Origin of the sequence: Acinetobacter sp. MB5, from assembly GCF_003261585.1 — a bacterium.
In the GTDB taxonomy this organism is placed as follows: domain Bacteria; phylum Pseudomonadota; class Gammaproteobacteria; order Pseudomonadales; family Moraxellaceae; genus Acinetobacter.
In genome coordinates, this window is sequence record NZ_POVU01000004.1 from 42,253 (window position 1) to 57,124 (window position 14,872).

At 41.8% G+C, this 14,872-nt stretch carries 16 protein-coding genes and 1 pseudogene; 10 read left to right on the plus strand and 7 right to left on the minus strand.

The window, feature by feature from the left end:
• Positions 1-3: 3 nt before the first annotated feature.
• The 5 genes from C1A47_RS06705 to ispH form a co-directional block, all read right to left on the minus strand.
• Entirely contained in the window at positions 4-774 is a 771-nt protein-coding gene (locus C1A47_RS06705) for a pilus assembly protein PilX (protein ID WP_111893687.1), read from the minus strand.
• Positions 771-1,655, minus strand: a complete 885-nt coding sequence (locus C1A47_RS06710) for a PilW family protein (RefSeq protein ID WP_111893689.1) — start codon at positions 1,653-1,655, stop codon at positions 771-773. The genes C1A47_RS06705 and C1A47_RS06710 overlap by 4 nt, the downstream gene beginning before the upstream one ends.
• The gene (pilV, locus tag C1A47_RS06715) at positions 1,655-2,185 is read right to left on the minus strand and encodes a type IV pilus modification protein PilV (RefSeq protein WP_111893691.1); all 531 of its coding nucleotides are present in this window, start codon (positions 2,183-2,185) and stop codon (positions 1,655-1,657) included. Before pilV ends, C1A47_RS06710 begins: the two co-directional genes overlap by 1 nt.
• Positions 2,175-2,648 (minus strand): Tfp pilus assembly protein FimT/FimU, encoded by a 474-nt coding sequence (locus C1A47_RS06720; protein ID WP_111893693.1) that lies wholly within the window; start codon positions 2,646-2,648, stop codon positions 2,175-2,177. The genes pilV and C1A47_RS06720 overlap by 11 nt, the downstream gene beginning before the upstream one ends.
• Before the next feature lie 221 nt (positions 2,649-2,869).
• A complete protein-coding gene (gene ispH, locus C1A47_RS06725; RefSeq protein WP_111893695.1) occupies positions 2,870-3,820 on the minus strand; it encodes a 4-hydroxy-3-methylbut-2-enyl diphosphate reductase in 951 nt (316 codons plus the stop codon).
• A 119-nt stretch (positions 3,821-3,939) separates the two neighbouring features.
• On the opposite strand from ispH, the gene gmk reads away from it, so the two are divergent.
• From gmk to bfr, 6 genes are all read left to right on the plus strand, one after another.
• Positions 3,940-4,560: a guanylate kinase gene (gene gmk / locus C1A47_RS06730; protein ID WP_111893697.1), complete on the plus strand. Its 621-nt coding sequence runs from the start codon at positions 3,940-3,942 to the stop codon at positions 4,558-4,560.
• 75 nt (positions 4,561-4,635) lie between these two features.
• Complete coding sequence (rpoZ, locus tag C1A47_RS06735; protein WP_111893699.1) at positions 4,636-4,914, plus strand: DNA-directed RNA polymerase subunit omega; 279 nt, start codon at positions 4,636-4,638, stop codon at positions 4,912-4,914.
• A gap of 207 nt (positions 4,915-5,121) precedes the next feature.
• A complete protein-coding gene (locus C1A47_RS06740; RefSeq protein WP_111893703.1) occupies positions 5,122-7,233 on the plus strand; it encodes a RelA/SpoT family protein in 2,112 nt (703 codons plus the stop codon).
• Positions 7,234-7,311: 78 nt separating this feature from the next.
• Positions 7,312-7,692: a RidA family protein gene (locus tag C1A47_RS06745; RefSeq protein WP_004754460.1), complete on the plus strand. Its 381-nt coding sequence runs from the start codon at positions 7,312-7,314 to the stop codon at positions 7,690-7,692.
• Positions 7,693-7,844: 152 nt separating this feature from the next.
• On the plus strand, positions 7,845-8,039 hold the full coding sequence (locus tag C1A47_RS06750; protein ID WP_111893705.1) for a bacterioferritin-associated ferredoxin: 195 nt from the start codon (positions 7,845-7,847) through the stop codon (positions 8,037-8,039).
• A gap of 197 nt (positions 8,040-8,236) precedes the next feature.
• Positions 8,237-8,710: a heteropolymeric bacterioferritin subunit Bfr gene (bfr, locus tag C1A47_RS06755; protein WP_111893707.1), complete on the plus strand. Its 474-nt coding sequence runs from the start codon at positions 8,237-8,239 to the stop codon at positions 8,708-8,710.
• A gap of 153 nt (positions 8,711-8,863) precedes the next feature.
• Here bfr and C1A47_RS06760 read toward each other — a convergent pair whose 3' ends face one another.
• Positions 8,864-10,510 carry a PglL family O-oligosaccharyltransferase gene (locus tag C1A47_RS06760; RefSeq protein ID WP_111894077.1) on the minus strand — a complete coding sequence of 549 codons (1,647 nt, stop codon included), beginning with the start codon at positions 10,508-10,510 and terminating at the stop codon, positions 8,864-8,866.
• A gap of 213 nt (positions 10,511-10,723) precedes the next feature.
• Here C1A47_RS06760 and C1A47_RS06765 point away from each other — a divergent pair.
• Positions 10,724-11,602, plus strand: a pseudogene (locus C1A47_RS06765) (pirin family protein); the annotation flags it as partial.
• On the plus strand, positions 11,599-12,009 hold the full coding sequence (locus C1A47_RS06770) for an OsmC family protein (protein WP_111893711.1): 411 nt from the start codon (positions 11,599-11,601) through the stop codon (positions 12,007-12,009). The pseudogene C1A47_RS06765 and the gene C1A47_RS06770, both read left to right, overlap by 4 nt.
• 21 nt (positions 12,010-12,030) lie before the next feature.
• On the opposite strand, the gene C1A47_RS06775 is transcribed toward C1A47_RS06770, so the two are convergent.
• A complete protein-coding gene (locus C1A47_RS06775) occupies positions 12,031-12,894 on the minus strand; it encodes a pirin family protein (RefSeq protein WP_111893713.1) in 864 nt (287 codons plus the stop codon).
• Positions 12,895-13,038: 144 nt separating this feature from the next.
• Between C1A47_RS06775 and C1A47_RS06780 the strand changes: the two genes are divergently transcribed.
• Together C1A47_RS06780 and C1A47_RS06785 are read left to right on the plus strand one after the other, a co-directional pair.
• On the plus strand, positions 13,039-13,962 hold the full coding sequence (locus tag C1A47_RS06780) for a LysR substrate-binding domain-containing protein (RefSeq protein ID WP_111893715.1): 924 nt from the start codon (positions 13,039-13,041) through the stop codon (positions 13,960-13,962).
• A 115-nt stretch (positions 13,963-14,077) separates the two neighbouring features.
• Positions 14,078-14,782, plus strand: a complete 705-nt coding sequence (locus C1A47_RS06785; protein ID WP_111893717.1) for an FFLEELY motif protein — start codon at positions 14,078-14,080, stop codon at positions 14,780-14,782.
• Positions 14,783-14,872 lie beyond the last annotated feature (90 nt).

Consider the following 14,872-nt stretch of genomic DNA (forward strand, 5'->3'; position numbering starts at 1 on the left):
CCCCTAACTGCTACTTGTAAGGCTTTGTGTTAATGTGTATTCAGAAACATGTGTTGTAAAAGGTACATTCAGATCTGCTAGGCATTCAGAAACACTTTCATCAGCTCCAGATGCTGCTGTATAACCAGAAGGTACCTCAGGGTCATTCATATGTGTTGATAAACAGCTATAAATATCGGATGTCGAAGCAGAGGATAAAGTTGGCATGAGAGAAACCGCATGAACTAAAGCCTTTTCACTGCTCATTACCTTGGCCGAGTCAGTATCTGTTCCACTGACAGATCCTGAAAATGGTGTGTCATCAGAAGATGAATCTTCAAACTGAACCGTGATCTGCGTCATGACTGCACCACGGCCACTTGTATAATAATTATTCGAACTTGTTGGGTTACAATAGCCAGCCGTGCCGATTTCACTATTATTAGGTGCTGTTCCAGTTTCCCATTTAATAATGCTAGCATTGGCAATTGTAAAAAAATTTGTATTTGTCCCTCGATAACAAAACACTAACTCCTTACCTTTGTTGCTACTTGTTCGGATATATCCAAACATGCCATTTGTTGCCAACTCTTGAGACAAATTATCCGCATCTTGTACCGTAAAAATCGCAGAATCAGAGTTAGTCAACATAAGCTGTTGTGCTTGACCATTAGTTGCAATATTTAAAGACAGCAAACCTTGTCGAATTGCCAATGTTCCAATAATCGTAATTAAAAGAAGAACAATTAAAACTACAACCAGTGTTGCACCTTGTTGAGAACGTCGAGAAATCATGATGATCGATCCCCTAAAGCGTTACGAATAGCAACTGTCTGTGTAATCACTTGGCGTAAATTTTTTGTTTTAAGATTTTGAATAGTGCTATTTAAAGTCACAGACTGATCAAGTACTGTAAAAGATTTCGAGAGATCAATATTTGAGTCGACGCCAACCGATTGATTTGAACGTACTAAAATCCCAAGTTTTACGCCAAGAATTCGAGCCGTAGCTGCACCAGCCAAATATTGTGAAACCGTCATATCTCTAAGATTTCCAGAGCTGTCTTCAACCACAAGTAAAACGTGAAAATAGTCCACGCGTTTCATAATAATCTGTCCACTATCTCCAAAATCCGAGATGACACCAGCGCTCGTTGCGCGGCCTGCATCACAAGCAAGTGCTAATGCTGTTGCAGAGGTTTCATTACTACTGACGTTGGTGTCTTTACGAACAAAATAACGTTGAATCACATAAGATGACGTACTGGTAATCTCATTACCCTCACAATCAAAACCACCAGTTTGAGTTGGGAGATATTGAATGACTAATTGATCACTATCTACACCTACATTAGATGTGCTACTCAGGGCACTTTGTGTAACTAACGTTGAACTACTTATTCCTGCAACATTGGCGCTGCTAAAAACAATCCCACCATTTGCTAAAGTACTGATCATTTGAGCTGATGAATTATTTAAGTTTGCTAACCGAATATCTTTTGTTATGTAATTTAATGCAAAATTGGCATTATCTTGAATATCCGCAGCTCCTTGCTGTAAAGCAAAACTCTTTTGACCTGCAATAAATAACATCAATGATGCTGCAACAATAATCAGACCCAGTACTAAAGAAACCATGAGTTCAATTAACGTCAAACCTTGTTGTGAGAATCGCATCAATATGCCTCCATCACGATACAAGTCGAACTATCATTGTATGAAAAACTTGAGGTTTCACTGGTTGTACAGGCAATGTGACCTGATGTTGTTGCTGTAGTATCTACGGGATCTGTCTTATTCCAAGCCACATAAATACATTCACGACCATTTGCCGTTCCGGGGCAAGTTACCATGTTCAATGTCATTCCAAGATCCGTTGCACTTAAATATGCCTCATGTACATCAAATGCCGCTTTCACAGCTGGTGTACAAAAAGTGCTATAACAATCTATAACTGAGGCAGCTTGACCACTCTGGCTCGACAAATAAGTTTCATATGCAGTAATCGCTGTTGAACTGCTATTAATTCGGATTTTTTCAACCAGATCTCTTGCAATATTGGTTGCCTCAATACGATTAAAACCTTCAGATGTTGCTTCTACAGCCCGTAACTGCAAAGCAACAAACCCTAAAACAGCAATCGCCAAAAGTAATAAAGCCACCAAGACCTCTAACAACCCTACACCTTGCTGATATTTAACTTGCACTGCAGCCCCCCGTCACAAGATCACCTTGTTGAACTGTACCCATTCGAGAAAGAATTATTTTTTTTGAGTATTTTGCATTCACTTGAGTTTGATCACATAAAACCAAAGTTAAATCGGAACTCAGTGGGGATGTCGTTGTTGTTGGATCCTGAACCAATCCATCAGAGCGAAATACAATTGCTGTGGTTGTTGAAACAAGTGTTGCCTTCCCTGAAGCGGTCCAGTTAAGAGTACTGTCCGTATCTGCTGAGGAGGAATTTAAACTAATTGTGACTGAGCGACGGTCTAACGCTGCTTTTGAGCGTGCTTTTTCCAACGCAATCACCAAATCACGTGTACTTGCATTTAAATTTTGCTTAAGTAAAAACGTGGACATTGCTGGGATAGCAAGTATAGAAAGAATAGCGATAATGACTATTACTACAATTAACTCAAACAATGTAAAACCCTGAATGGATTTCATGTTGCCCTCATTTTTTAAAATGATCGAAGAATAAATAAATTTTTATTAACTATTTTTATTTATTAAGCATCTAAACTTATAAATAAATTTCATAAAGTATCTAAAAAGAATATATTAAAAGTGCAACTTTAATGTGATTCTTATCACATTTTAACAACATAATTTAGAAAAAAAAACAAAAAAAACGGATCAGTCTCGATCCGTTTACAAATAAAGTGCTATCAAGCCTGTATAATATGTATGCGCAACTCTTTAGGCAAACTAAACGTTACATTTTCTTCTCGGCCATCCAATTCTTCTGTTGTTTGCGCTCCCCAGTCCTGCAAACGCTGAATGACCTGTTTAATTAAAATTTCTGGAGCAGATGCACCTGCAGTAACGCCGATTTTACTGTTGGCATTGAACCAGTTTTGTTGTAGCTGCTGAGCATTATCAACCAAATAAGCAGGCTTACCCATACGCTCAGCCAGTTCGCGCAAACGATTCGAGTTGGATGAATTTGGAGAGCCAACCACCAACACCACATCGCACTTCTCTGCTAGATCCCGCACAGCATCTTGACGATTCTGGGTTGCGTAACAAATATCATCCTTACGTGGCCCCTGAATTTTAGGATATTTTTCACGCAATGCATCAATCACTTTTGCAGTATCATCAATGGAAAGTGTCGTTTGCGTCACAAAGGCAACCCGTTCAGGATGTTTCACCTGCAAATCAGCAACATCTTGCTCGTCTTCTACCAGATAAATCTCTCCGCCATTGTTTTTATCATATTGCCCCATCGTCCCTTCAACTTCAGGGTGTCCATGATGTCCAATCAGAATGGCTTCCACACCTTCACGAGCATATTTAGTCACTTCAATATGAACTTTAGTGACCAGTGGACAAGTCGCATCAAAAACTTTCAGGCCACGGCGCGCAGCTTCTTGCTGAACCGCCTTAGAGACACCATGCGCACTAAAGATCACGATGTTATCGTCTGGAACTTCATCAAGCTCATCAACAAAAATTGCTCCTCGCTGACGTAAATCATCAACAACAAATTTATTGTGTACAACTTCGTGACGCACATAAATCGGTGGCTGAAAACACTCAAGTGCCCGATTGACAATCGCAATGGCACGGTCAACGCCTGCACAAAAGCCTCGTGGGTTCGCCAATACAATTTCCATAACTTCCTCAACCTGACACATAGTGACTGTTTTTTTGAATTTCTCAGCTAAAGTATTCAGTTTAGCCGCGCTCTACTCTAAAATAGAGAAGATATTTTATCATATCAGGAAAAAATATCATGTCGGGTCTATTGTTTGTCGTTTCTGCTGCGTCGGGAACTGGCAAAACATCTCTGGTCAAAGCCCTGCTCGAACGTGTAACCAATTTACATGTTTCTGTTTCTCATACGACTCGTGGGCAACGTCCCGGTGAACTCGATGGCGTACATTATCACTTCACAACAAAAGATAGTTTCTTGTCACAAGTGAATAATGGCGGTTTTATTGAATATGCTGAAGTATTTGGTAATTATTACGGCACTTCACAAATGACTGTAAAACAGCAACTCGAAAAAGGCCATGATGTTTTACTTGAAATTGACTGGCAAGGTGCTGAGCAAGTTCGAAAGTTATTCCCTGAATCTAAACAGATTTTCATCTTACCACCAAGTCAGTTTGACTTACGCCAGCGTTTATCAAACCGTGGAACCGATGCCGTTGAAGTAATTGAACACCGTTTAAGCTGCGCCATTACCGATATGCAGCAATATGTAAATTTTGATTATGTGATTATCAATGATGACTTTAATAAAGCACTACATGATTTAGAATCAGTGATTAACGCCAATCGTCTCTCTATGACTCAGCAAGCTCAGCGCCATCAGCAATTAATCGAAAAATTGTTGCACCCTGAAAATTGATTAAAACTTGAGTCTATGGGCAAAGCACCTTATACTGCACAGTCTAGTTAAATTTAACTCAGTAAGAGATTTGTTATGGCACGCGTAACTGTTGAAGATTGTTTAGACCATGTAGACAACCGTTTTGAATTGGTCCTCGTGGCAAGTAAACGTGCGCGCCAATTATCACGTCAAGGCATTGAACCAACTTTAGAATGGGACAATGACAAACCAACCGTTGTGGCGTTGCGTGAAATTGCAGCGGGTCATGTAAGCAAAGACATTTTGAAACAGCGCGAGCAAGACTATCAAGCATCAAGCCTTGACCTTGCTCTTTCAGCGAATAACTTAAACCTAGAAGGCTTTACTTTCTAAGTTCAAGTTTTCAGCAATAAAAGCCTAGTTGGTTCAACTAGGCTTTTTTGTTTGCTCACTTCTGGTGCAAAATTGAGTAAAACAATCAACTTTATTGAAAAATTCTTGGTTTTTTTCAACAAGACAAATTGACAAGATCAACAGAATGCTTTTCATTAAAGAGCTAACGTTTCCCATTTGTGATTTAGCATTTTTAAAAGGTGGTTTATGCCAGGCGAAGAAGTCAGCCAAGCCAAGCAACAACTTAAACTGATTATTGACGCATATCTGTCAGAAAAAGATGTCGAGCTCGTACTTGCTGCCTGTGATTTCGCCGACCTTGCACATAGCGGCATAACACGTAAAAGTGGCGAACCTTATGTACTACACCCGATTGCTGTCTGTAGTATTTTGGCTCACATGCGTCTTGACTCCCAAACTCTCATGGCTGCGCTGCTACATGATGTGATTGAGGACACAGAATTTACCAAAGAAGAAATCGCCAGCAAATTTGGCAAAGTCGTTGCTGAACTGGTCGATGGCGTGACCAAGCTGACTCACTCTAGCGACAAACAAGTCAATAAGGCCGCTTCATTTCGTAAGATTCTGCAAGCCACGCTTCAAGATCCACGTGTCATTATTATCAAACTTGCAGACCGTTATCACAACATGACCACGCTTGATGCGTTGCGTCCAGATAAACGTGCACGTATTGCCCAAGAAACGTTTGATATTTTTGTCCCGATGGCGCGTATTGTCGGCATGAATGAAATGGGGGATAACCTCGAATATTTATGTTATGAAAATTTAGATTTAGACGTTTTTAATAAAATCCAGCAAGCCCTTCAGCAGACCCGACCTAAACGCTGTGAATACCAGCAAATCTGGGAAAACAATCTGACTCAGCTACTCCAGCAACACCAACTGACAGGTCGTATTAAAAAGAAAAATAATAATATCGAACTGATTCGACATTTCTTAAAAAATGACATCAATCTTCAAGAACTGACTCGCAGCCATACCTTTGAAATTATTTTGACCAGTATTGCAGACTGTGACCGTCTTGTTGAAGTTTTGAGAGAGAATTTTCAGGTTTTAGAATTTAATGACCATATTCGCCGCCCACTACCAGGTGGCAATCAATCCTTAATGATCAAACTTAAGGGTGAAAAAACAACCCTCTCATTAACCATACAAACGGAGCTGATGCGTAAAGCTGCTCGTTTTGGTGTAGTTTTGGGTGAAAGTGCACCTCAAGCCTGTCGTTCTGCCATTCAAGCATCCATGCAGAATCTAAACACACTGATTGACGATGAATGTGCAAAAACCACCTTTAATGACCTGCTCGACTATTTGCATCAGGAAAAAATCTGGGTGTATACACCACATGGGCATCTACATGAACTGCCACAAGGTGCAACGATTGTTGATTTTGCTTATGCAGCCAGCCTGTTTTTAGGCAACCATGCCATTGGGGCGAAAATTGATGGTGAAACCAAACCCCTCTCGACACCGCTGAGCAGTGGTCAAGTCATTGAAGTTTTAACGGATGTTTTGGCAACACCAAACCCTGACTGGTTAAGCTTCATCAACACACAAAAAGCACGCCGTGCCATTCAGAATATCTTGCGTGAACAGGATGTAGAAGAACAACGGATTATCGGCAAACAAGCTCTTGACCGTTCTTTGCGTATGTTTAACAGCTCAAGCCATGAACTTTCGGAAGATGACTGGACTAATGTTCTTGCTTGGCGACATCTCGATAATCCAAATACGCTATACGAACAAATCGCTGTAGGTGACTTATTACCACAACTGGTTGCCAATCATCTCTTCTCTATCGATAGTCAGGTGGAAGAAGAAACCAGCTCACATCGTCTAATTCAAGGCACAGATGGCATTGATGTTAAATATGCGCGTTGTTGCAACCCAATTTTAGGTGATCCAATTCAGGGGCATTTATCACGTCGTGGTCTGATTGTGCACCGTGAACGCTGCTACAACTTATTGCATGAGCAACATCTCCATCCTGAAAATATTATGCCGTTGCAGTGGAGCGATTATGATGTCGATGATGTCAGCTTCACCGCATATTTATGCATTGACCTCAGCATGAATGACGAACAAATTTCTGACCTGATTTATCAATGTCGTAAAGCCAAATTTGGTGTGGAAATGGTGATTTCACAAGACAATAAAACCTATGTCAATGTCGTTGTGAACAACCGTAAAGAAATTGCCAAAGTCATCCGTGAATTACGTCTGCACTTTGGTTTCCCTCGAATTCTACGTCAAGATACACCTGTTACAATTAGTGAAACACAGCATAAAGTTGTATAAATTAGGCCGATCATCCTGCATCGATTGTGTTATATATATCAATTGATATAGGTCATTGAATTTGTAAAGGAGATATTCATGTCACGCCAAGTGATTCATACTGAAAATGCACCTGCTGCAATTGGAACTTATTCTCAAGCCATTTTAGTTGGGAATACATTGTATCTTTCTGGACAAATCGGTTTAGATCCATACAGCATGGAATTGGTAGATGGTATCGAAGCACAAATTCGTCGTGTATTTGACAATATCAAAGCGGTTTGTGAAGCAGCAGGCGGATCATTAGCAGACTTTGCAAAGTTGAATATCTTCTTGACTGATTTATCAAATTTCCAACTCGTCAACCAGATTATGGGTGAATACTTCCCACAGCCTTACCCTGCTCGTGCAGCATTAGGCGTGGCAAGCTTACCTAAGGGTGCTTTAGTGGAAATGGACGGGATCGTGATTATTCCTTAAGCCCGAGCTAATTTAAAACCACCGATCAGGTGGTTTTTTTTCATTCAAAAACTCAATAAGAGTTTCGCTAAACTTAAGATGAAACCAGTTGACAAACGATAACAATTATCAATAATATCAGTAATCGTATTTATCTTTCCATAGGTGCGCACATGTATGTTTGTTTATGTCGCGGGATTACTGACCAAGATATCAAAGATGCAGTTGCTAACGGCACAGAAACTTTTCGAGAAATTCGTGATTTACTCGATTTAGGAACCTGCTGTGGGCGCTGTGTACCTGAAGCACGTAGTATCATCAGTGAAGAATTGGCAGCAATTGCCGCAAAAATTTCCGTGGCAGCATAATACAATAACGAGTATTTCCCCTCGCCTGTCCGCGACTCCCTGAAATGTTATTTTTATCAAGCACATAAAAATACCATCTGATGGTGATTTTCATTTGCCGTTCTATAAATTACTCGCAGCAATGCAACTTATTGGTTAAGATGAACTTATTGTTGCCTTAATCTGTTGAGGCTTGCATTTTTTGCGGAGAAATAATAATGAAAGGCAATCGTGATGTTATTAATCAGTTGAATCAGGTGTTGTATCACCATCTCACTGCAATCAATCAATATTTTTTACATTCACGCATGTTTAACGACTGGGGCATTGAAAAACTTGGTTCGGCAGAATACAAAGAATCTATTCGCCAAATGAAGCATGCAGACAAAGTCATTGAACGGATTTTATTTTTAGAAGGTCTGCCAAATTTACAGCATTTGGGTAAATTGTATATTGGTCAGCATACGCTTGAAGCATTACATTGCGATGTGCGCAAAGTTAAAGAAAACATCGAAGTCCTCAAACATGCTGTAGCATTATCTGAACAGTTACAGGACTATGTATCACGTGATTTAGTTCAGGAAATTCTAGAGTCTGAAGAAGATTACTGGGACTGGCTTGAAACCCAAATTGATCTCACTGAGAGTGTTGGAATCGAAAACTATATTCAAAGCAATATGTCGGATGAATAGGCTTCTTTCATATGTCCTTTTTATTTCTCTTGCGCTGCATTGAAATATATTTCAATTTGCTCAGGGAGAAAAATAAAGAGGGTGTAGACAATTAGGAAAGAAGTCTAATAATAAAAAAGCTGCCCTGTAGCAGCTTTTTTATTGGCTTAATACTTAATGCAGTGAATGTCCATTGTGGTCTTGATCAAGCAATAACTGACCATAAGGATGGCTCACCTGATATAAACCATGAATCAATTCGAGCTGGTGCTCAGCTTCTTTCATTTGTCCGTTATAGGCTAAAAGCTGGGCATATTTATATAAGTCATAATGCGTTGGAGTAATCACCACCACATGATGATAACGTTCCAACTGCTGCGGTGTTAAAGAACTAAAACGATTCAGATAATACCAGTCTGCACGTTGGTCAAACTGGTCTAATACATAAATACGATACGGCTTCACCGCAGGAATGCCCTGATCAGAATGTTTACGTCCCTGATTGAGCGCATCGATCGAAGTTAAATAATCGCGCCAGATTAAGCCATACAATAAAATACAGATCACCAAGATGGCCGTATTGAAATTTGCCACCCATTTGAAGGTTTTGAATGAGGTGCCATGAGCTTGGATCACCCCCAGCAAGAACCCGACTGGCAATAAGAAGTACGCATAATCTTGTGGGAACTCAAACATGGCATGTATCAGGACACAACACACCATTAGCGTAGCCACTAAGGCTTCACTCTTTTTCACCTGTTTGTTGAGTTTCCAGATCCACCAAGCGACAAAACCAACAATCGCTGTCCCCAAAATCACCCCATTCCAGACCAACAATTCGAGAATCAGGTTATGGGCACTGTTCGTTCGCTCATTATGCTCAAGGAAATCTGCACCGACCAGTTGTGCATAACTCGTCTGATTCCAGCCATAGCCCAGTAACGGATGTTGCTGAATGGCATAAACCATTTGCATCCAGATACTAAAACGAGAATGGCTTGAACTGGCACGCTCAATCACATCTGACATTTCAGAATGAGATAACCCAACATGCACCAATACTGTATTTAACATCGGTACAGCGAGTAAACTGCCCACATAGAGACCGACCCACAACACCACATGGTAGCGTTTAAAGCGCTGCTCTGCTGAGAGTTTAAAAAACAGATAAGCACTCAATACCACACAAGCGACCCACGGCGTACGTGACTGGCTCAGTGCGATAGTGAACGTGAGTAATAACGCACCTAAAGTCACTAACCACGTTGGTAAAACCCGCTTCTCAAACAGATAAAGCGCGCCCATGAGGCTCATCATCAGGAAAGTTGCCATGTTATTTGGCTGCGCAAAGTTCCCATAAGGACGGTTACCACGCAAAGGCATAATCCCAGGAACATCATGATCTAGATGTAACCATTGTAATAAAGCAATCCCCACAGTGATTAAACCCACCACAAAAACCAGCAGACTCCATCCTTTAAAGATTTTTTCACGCTGCTCAGGGTCTTGAGTCAAATTAAAACCAAGTACCACCATCATGGCAAAGGCAAAAAGATACAACCCAGAGAGTAGTGCTTTATTAAAATAAAACTCGATGCCCAATACCCACTGTACAAATGGAATACACGCTATGGCAAAGAGTGGTAGATTGAGCTTGGGTAAATACAATGGTTTATCGATATAAAGTGCCAAAGTACATAGAGCCGCAGCATAGGCAAACAGTTCACTCGAGAACGTCAGCCAAGGCGTATAGTGATATGGAGATAGCCAAGACAGCGCTAAAAGCACAGCGATGACCAAAAACAGGATTCTTTGCATCATGAGCAAAACAGGTGAAAAATAAAGCGCGTAGTATAGAATATTTTTTTGCAAAGCTATGTAGCACAACCTCACCTTTACTCAAACATCTTGTATAAATTTTTCTATTTATGGGATGATGATTTATCAAACCAGCACAAGAACACGGATCAAAGCTTGCTAACATTATTTTAAGAACAGCCACAACAATAGGTACATCATATGCAGCTTCAAGGACAAGAACTTCATTTACGCCGTGCCGAAATTGGGCAAGGAACGGTCATCGCACGTGCCTTACCCCACCGTGACAAACGCATGATTGGGGCTTGGTGCTTTCTCGACCATGCAGGCCCTGTCGAATTTTCACAGGGGCAAGGTCTAGACATTGGCCCACATCCGCATATGGGCCTACAAACCTTCACATGGATGATTGAAGGCACACTCATGCATACTGACAGCTTAGGCTCGAAGCAGTTGATTCAGCCCAAACAGGTGAATCTCATGACCGCGGGGTATGGGATTTCACATACGGAAGTCACTCCACCCAATGAAACGCAGCTCCATACTGCCCAGCTTTGGATTGCCCTCCCCGATGAACAGCTCAATATGCCTGCAAAATTTCAGCATTACCCTGATCTTCCTGTCGTACAGCAGGATCAGATTGAATGTCGAGTTTTGGTTGGAGAGTTTTTGGGGCAAACTTCTCCTGTTGAAGTCTATAGCCCACTGCTGGCTGTGGATCTCTACGCAGAGCAGGCCCATCAAACGAGCTTCAGTCTAAATGCGGAGTTTGAATATGGCGTTTTATTGTTGTCGGGTTCTGCTCAAGTCAACGGACAAACGCTCACCACGGAAAACATGATGGTGTTCGCAACAGGTTCTACTGAGTTGAGCTTGAGCCTTGCTGCTGAAAGCCGTGTATTGCTCATTGGTGGTGAACCCTTTAAGTCGCCAATTTTACTGTGGTGGAATTATGTGGGGCGCACTGAGGAAGGGATTAAAGAAGCCCATCAACAATGGCTCGCACAAGATGATCGTTTTGGAAATATTCCAGATTACCCAGGTGAACGCCTCAAAGCACCTGACTTTCCAGCACATATGAGGGCATCAAAATGAGTGTCGTCGGTCATAGCCAAGTACAAGCCTTACCTGAACAATGGAAAGGACTCATCAGATGTGGAAAACATGAGTTTTTTACTGATGAACCTGAACACCTAGAAGGGCAAAACCAAGGGGCAGCCCCTTATGATCTGCTGTGCAGCAGTCTGGTCGCCTGCACCATGATCACTCTACGTATGTATGCCAAACATAAAGGCATCGACTTGGGAGAATTTAGCGTATCAGCAGAGTTTCTAAGCCATCGAGATGGCTTAGAACACATTCAGCGTCATGTCACATTTGAGCAACCCTTGAACGATGAATTGCGTCAGAAGCTCCTCGCGGTGTGTCAAAAGACACCTGTGACTAAAACGCTTTTACGCAGTGTTGCCATCGAAACGCAGATTTTCGCTCCTGTTCAATAATGCCGACTTTGGCGAGTATGATTACATCTCGCCAAAATCACCACGGTTAAAGTCATGAATCGCCTGCATAATTTCTTGCTGGGTGTTCATGACAAACGGCCCGTAACCTTGAATCGGTTCATTCAGCGGTTGTCCTGTCAAAATCAGAATCCCTGCGCCCTGTTCAGCACTGATCTGAATGGGCGCAGCATCGTCTCGGTCAAACAACACAAAACTGTGATCTGTCACGTCATACTGCTGGTTAATCCGCACTGTGCCTTGGCGCACCACCACAATACTGGTTTGCCCAACAGGAACGTTAAATTCATGCTGTTGCCCTGCCGCCAGTTGAATATCCCAGACATTCACAGGACTAAAGGTTGAAGCTGCACCCTGTGCATCGGTATATTGTCCTGCAATCACCCGCAAATAACTGCCTGCATCATCCAGTGCAATTGAAGGAATCTGCGCTTGGGTAATGGCTTGATATTTACCTTTGGTCATTTTGTCTTTGGCAGGCAAATTCACCCAAAGCTGTACCATTTCCAGCTCACCGCCTTGCTGGGTAAACGCCTCAGAATGCAGTTCTTCATGCAGCAAGCCTGCACCTGCCGTCATCCATTGCACATCACCTGTTTGAATGGTGCCACCACCGCCATGCGAGTCACGATGCGAAATTTCACCTTTATAGGCAATCGTCACGGTTTCAAAACCACGATGTGGATGTGCGCCGACCCCACGTGGCGTATTGGTTGGGCTAAAAAATTCAGGTGCGGCGTAGTCGAGCATCAAAAATGGGCTTAACACTTGCCCTAAACGGTCATAAGAAAATAAGGTGCTGACATGAAACCCATCGCCCACCCAATGCTTTTGCTGTGTCCGATATTGCCCAATGACTTTTTTCATGTCGGAATCCTCAGTTGATCTAGAAGATAATTTTACTTGTTACTCGGCAGTCAAAAAATCCATAAAAATAAGAAGCACTATCTTATATATGCAATAAACAACTTCCGTTACAATCAAGCCGTTGTCCGAACACAGGAATTCGCCATGCATATCTTTGATGATTACTATTATTTTTATTTGGTCGTCAAACATGGTGGCTTTAGCGCAGCCAGTGAAGCAACACACATCACCAAATCCAAACTGAGCCGACGGATTCTAGAACTCGAAGAACGCTTTAATATCAAACTGATTCAACGCACCACACGACACTTTCAGGTCACGCCACTCGGTCAGCAGTTCTATGAAGAATGCCAAAAAGTCGTCAACCAAATCGAATACAGTGAAAACGTACTCTTACAACAAAAAAGTGAGCCGCAAGGTCTGGTTCGGATTAGCTGCCCGAATGTGATGATGCAGTTTCAGATTCGCCCGATTCTGAATGCTTTTTTAAAACAATACCCGAAAGTCCAACTCGAACTGGAACTGACCAGTCGCCGTGTCGATGTGTTACATGACAATATCGACATTGCGATTCGTACCAGTTTCAACCCGAATGAAGATTCAAGTTTAATCGTACGGGATGTGGTCAAAACCACCCATTGTCTGGTGGCCAGTCAAAGCTTACTGCAAGGACACGAAATTCAGAATTATCAGGAATTGGTACACTACCCTGCCGTAGCTTTGGGTCTCATGAAAAGCCGTTACACTTGGCATTTACAGCATTTGGCTACAGGTGAAACTGCTGATTTTCATTTTGAACCGCGTTTGAAATGTAACGACTTGGCGGGTGTGTACTATGCCGTAAAAGATGGATTAGGCATTGCTGACTTACCGATCTTGACGGTTCAAAAAGATTTGGAGAATGGCAATCTGGTTCAAGTTCTTCCCGAATGGCAGTCCAATACAGGTACCGTGCAACTGGTGTATGCCTCACGTAAAGGACAGCGTTTAGTCATCGAAAAGCTGATTGAGGCCTTGGTTCAAGGCTTACGCGATATGATCGGACGCGAAGCAGGCTATATTGCTTAGTCGTCAACAAAAATGCCTGTAAATCACAGTTCAACTACGTAGTTTTGCAAAAAATATAGAATTCAGCAGACCGACTGCTTTAATATAGCTTTCTTTTTTCAGTAATTTTTGAGAAATGTCAAAGCTCAGTGCATTAGATCAGTTGCTACAACGCTATAAACAATTGCAATACCATCAAGATCCAGTGTTATTCCAACGCCTACAAGACGTACAACAATGGCAGAAAAATCGTTTAAAACATTCCCATCAAGGTTTATTTTCCGAAAAAAATAATCGACTCATGGCCGATTATTTTGTCAACCGCCTCTATGGTGGCCCCGATTTCGACATTTTAGCCAAGCAGATCGAACGCCTGCTCAAACACGCGCATAAAGCCGAAAAATTTATTCCTGAAAATGCCATTAAAGCAGGCACTCACGGCATCTTACTGGCAATTTATGCGGTCGAACTCGATGAGCAGGTTGCTGCACATATTCAAAAAAACTATCCGCACAATCAAGCCCTCAATGACGAAATCATGCGTCAGACGTATTTGCAGCTCGATCAGGCTGATTTACGTTTAACGCAACTGAGTATGGCGGATGAGTTTGGGCACTATTTAGACCGTTATTTGCGCTCATTTATGGTTCATACCGCCTTTAAAATGTGTAAATCGGTGGCGTATAAACACCATTTTCAAATGATGTATGACTTTATGGATGAAGGCTTTACTGCCATGAAACCACTCAAGTCCGCAGAGAAATTTGTCCGTGATTTTAGTGCGCAGGAACGCCAAGTGATCCATCGTGTCCACGCAGGCGATCCACAGCCTTTTCAATAATCGGCCCGCACAAAGCAGACTTTTTTCTGTATATTATTCATCAATTCAAGCATGATGATCACTGCAAAGTTTTGCATAATCTGTCATCAT

Bases quoted from the DNA above. Each gene is read 5' to 3' on its own strand.
- C1A47_RS06785 (WP_111893717.1), top strand. From the start codon at position 14,078: ATGTCAAAGCTCAGTGCATTAGATCAGTTGCTACAACGCTATAAACAA.
- C1A47_RS06780 (WP_111893715.1), top strand. From the start codon at position 13,039: ATGCATATCTTTGATGATTACTATTATTTTTATTTGGTCGTCAAACAT.
- rpoZ (WP_111893699.1), top strand. From the start codon at position 4,636: ATGGCACGCGTAACTGTTGAAGATTGTTTAGACCATGTAGACAACCGT.
- gmk (WP_111893697.1), top strand. From the start codon at position 3,940: ATGTCGGGTCTATTGTTTGTCGTTTCTGCTGCGTCGGGAACTGGCAAA.
- C1A47_RS06750 (WP_111893705.1), top strand. From the start codon at position 7,845: ATGTATGTTTGTTTATGTCGCGGGATTACTGACCAAGATATCAAAGAT.
- C1A47_RS06710 (WP_111893689.1), bottom strand. From the start codon at position 1,655: ATGCGATTCTCACAACAAGGTTTGACGTTAATTGAACTCATGGTTTCT.
- C1A47_RS06745 (WP_004754460.1), top strand. From the start codon at position 7,312: ATGTCACGCCAAGTGATTCATACTGAAAATGCACCTGCTGCAATTGGA.
- C1A47_RS06705 (WP_111893687.1), bottom strand. From the start codon at position 774: ATGATTTCTCGACGTTCTCAACAAGGTGCAACACTGGTTGTAGTTTTA.
- ispH (WP_111893695.1), bottom strand. From the start codon at position 3,820: ATGGAAATTGTATTGGCGAACCCACGAGGCTTTTGTGCAGGCGTTGAC.
- C1A47_RS06720 (WP_111893693.1), bottom strand. From the start codon at position 2,648: ATGAAATCCATTCAGGGTTTTACATTGTTTGAGTTAATTGTAGTAATA.
- C1A47_RS06775 (WP_111893713.1), bottom strand. From the start codon at position 12,894: ATGAAAAAAGTCATTGGGCAATATCGGACACAGCAAAAGCATTGGGTG.
- C1A47_RS06760 (WP_111894077.1), bottom strand. From the start codon at position 10,510: ATGATGCAAAGAATCCTGTTTTTGGTCATCGCTGTGCTTTTAGCGCTG.
- C1A47_RS06770 (WP_111893711.1), top strand. From the start codon at position 11,599: ATGAGTGTCGTCGGTCATAGCCAAGTACAAGCCTTACCTGAACAATGG.
- bfr (WP_111893707.1), top strand. From the start codon at position 8,237: ATGAAAGGCAATCGTGATGTTATTAATCAGTTGAATCAGGTGTTGTAT.
- C1A47_RS06740 (WP_111893703.1), top strand. From the start codon at position 5,122: ATGCCAGGCGAAGAAGTCAGCCAAGCCAAGCAACAACTTAAACTGATT.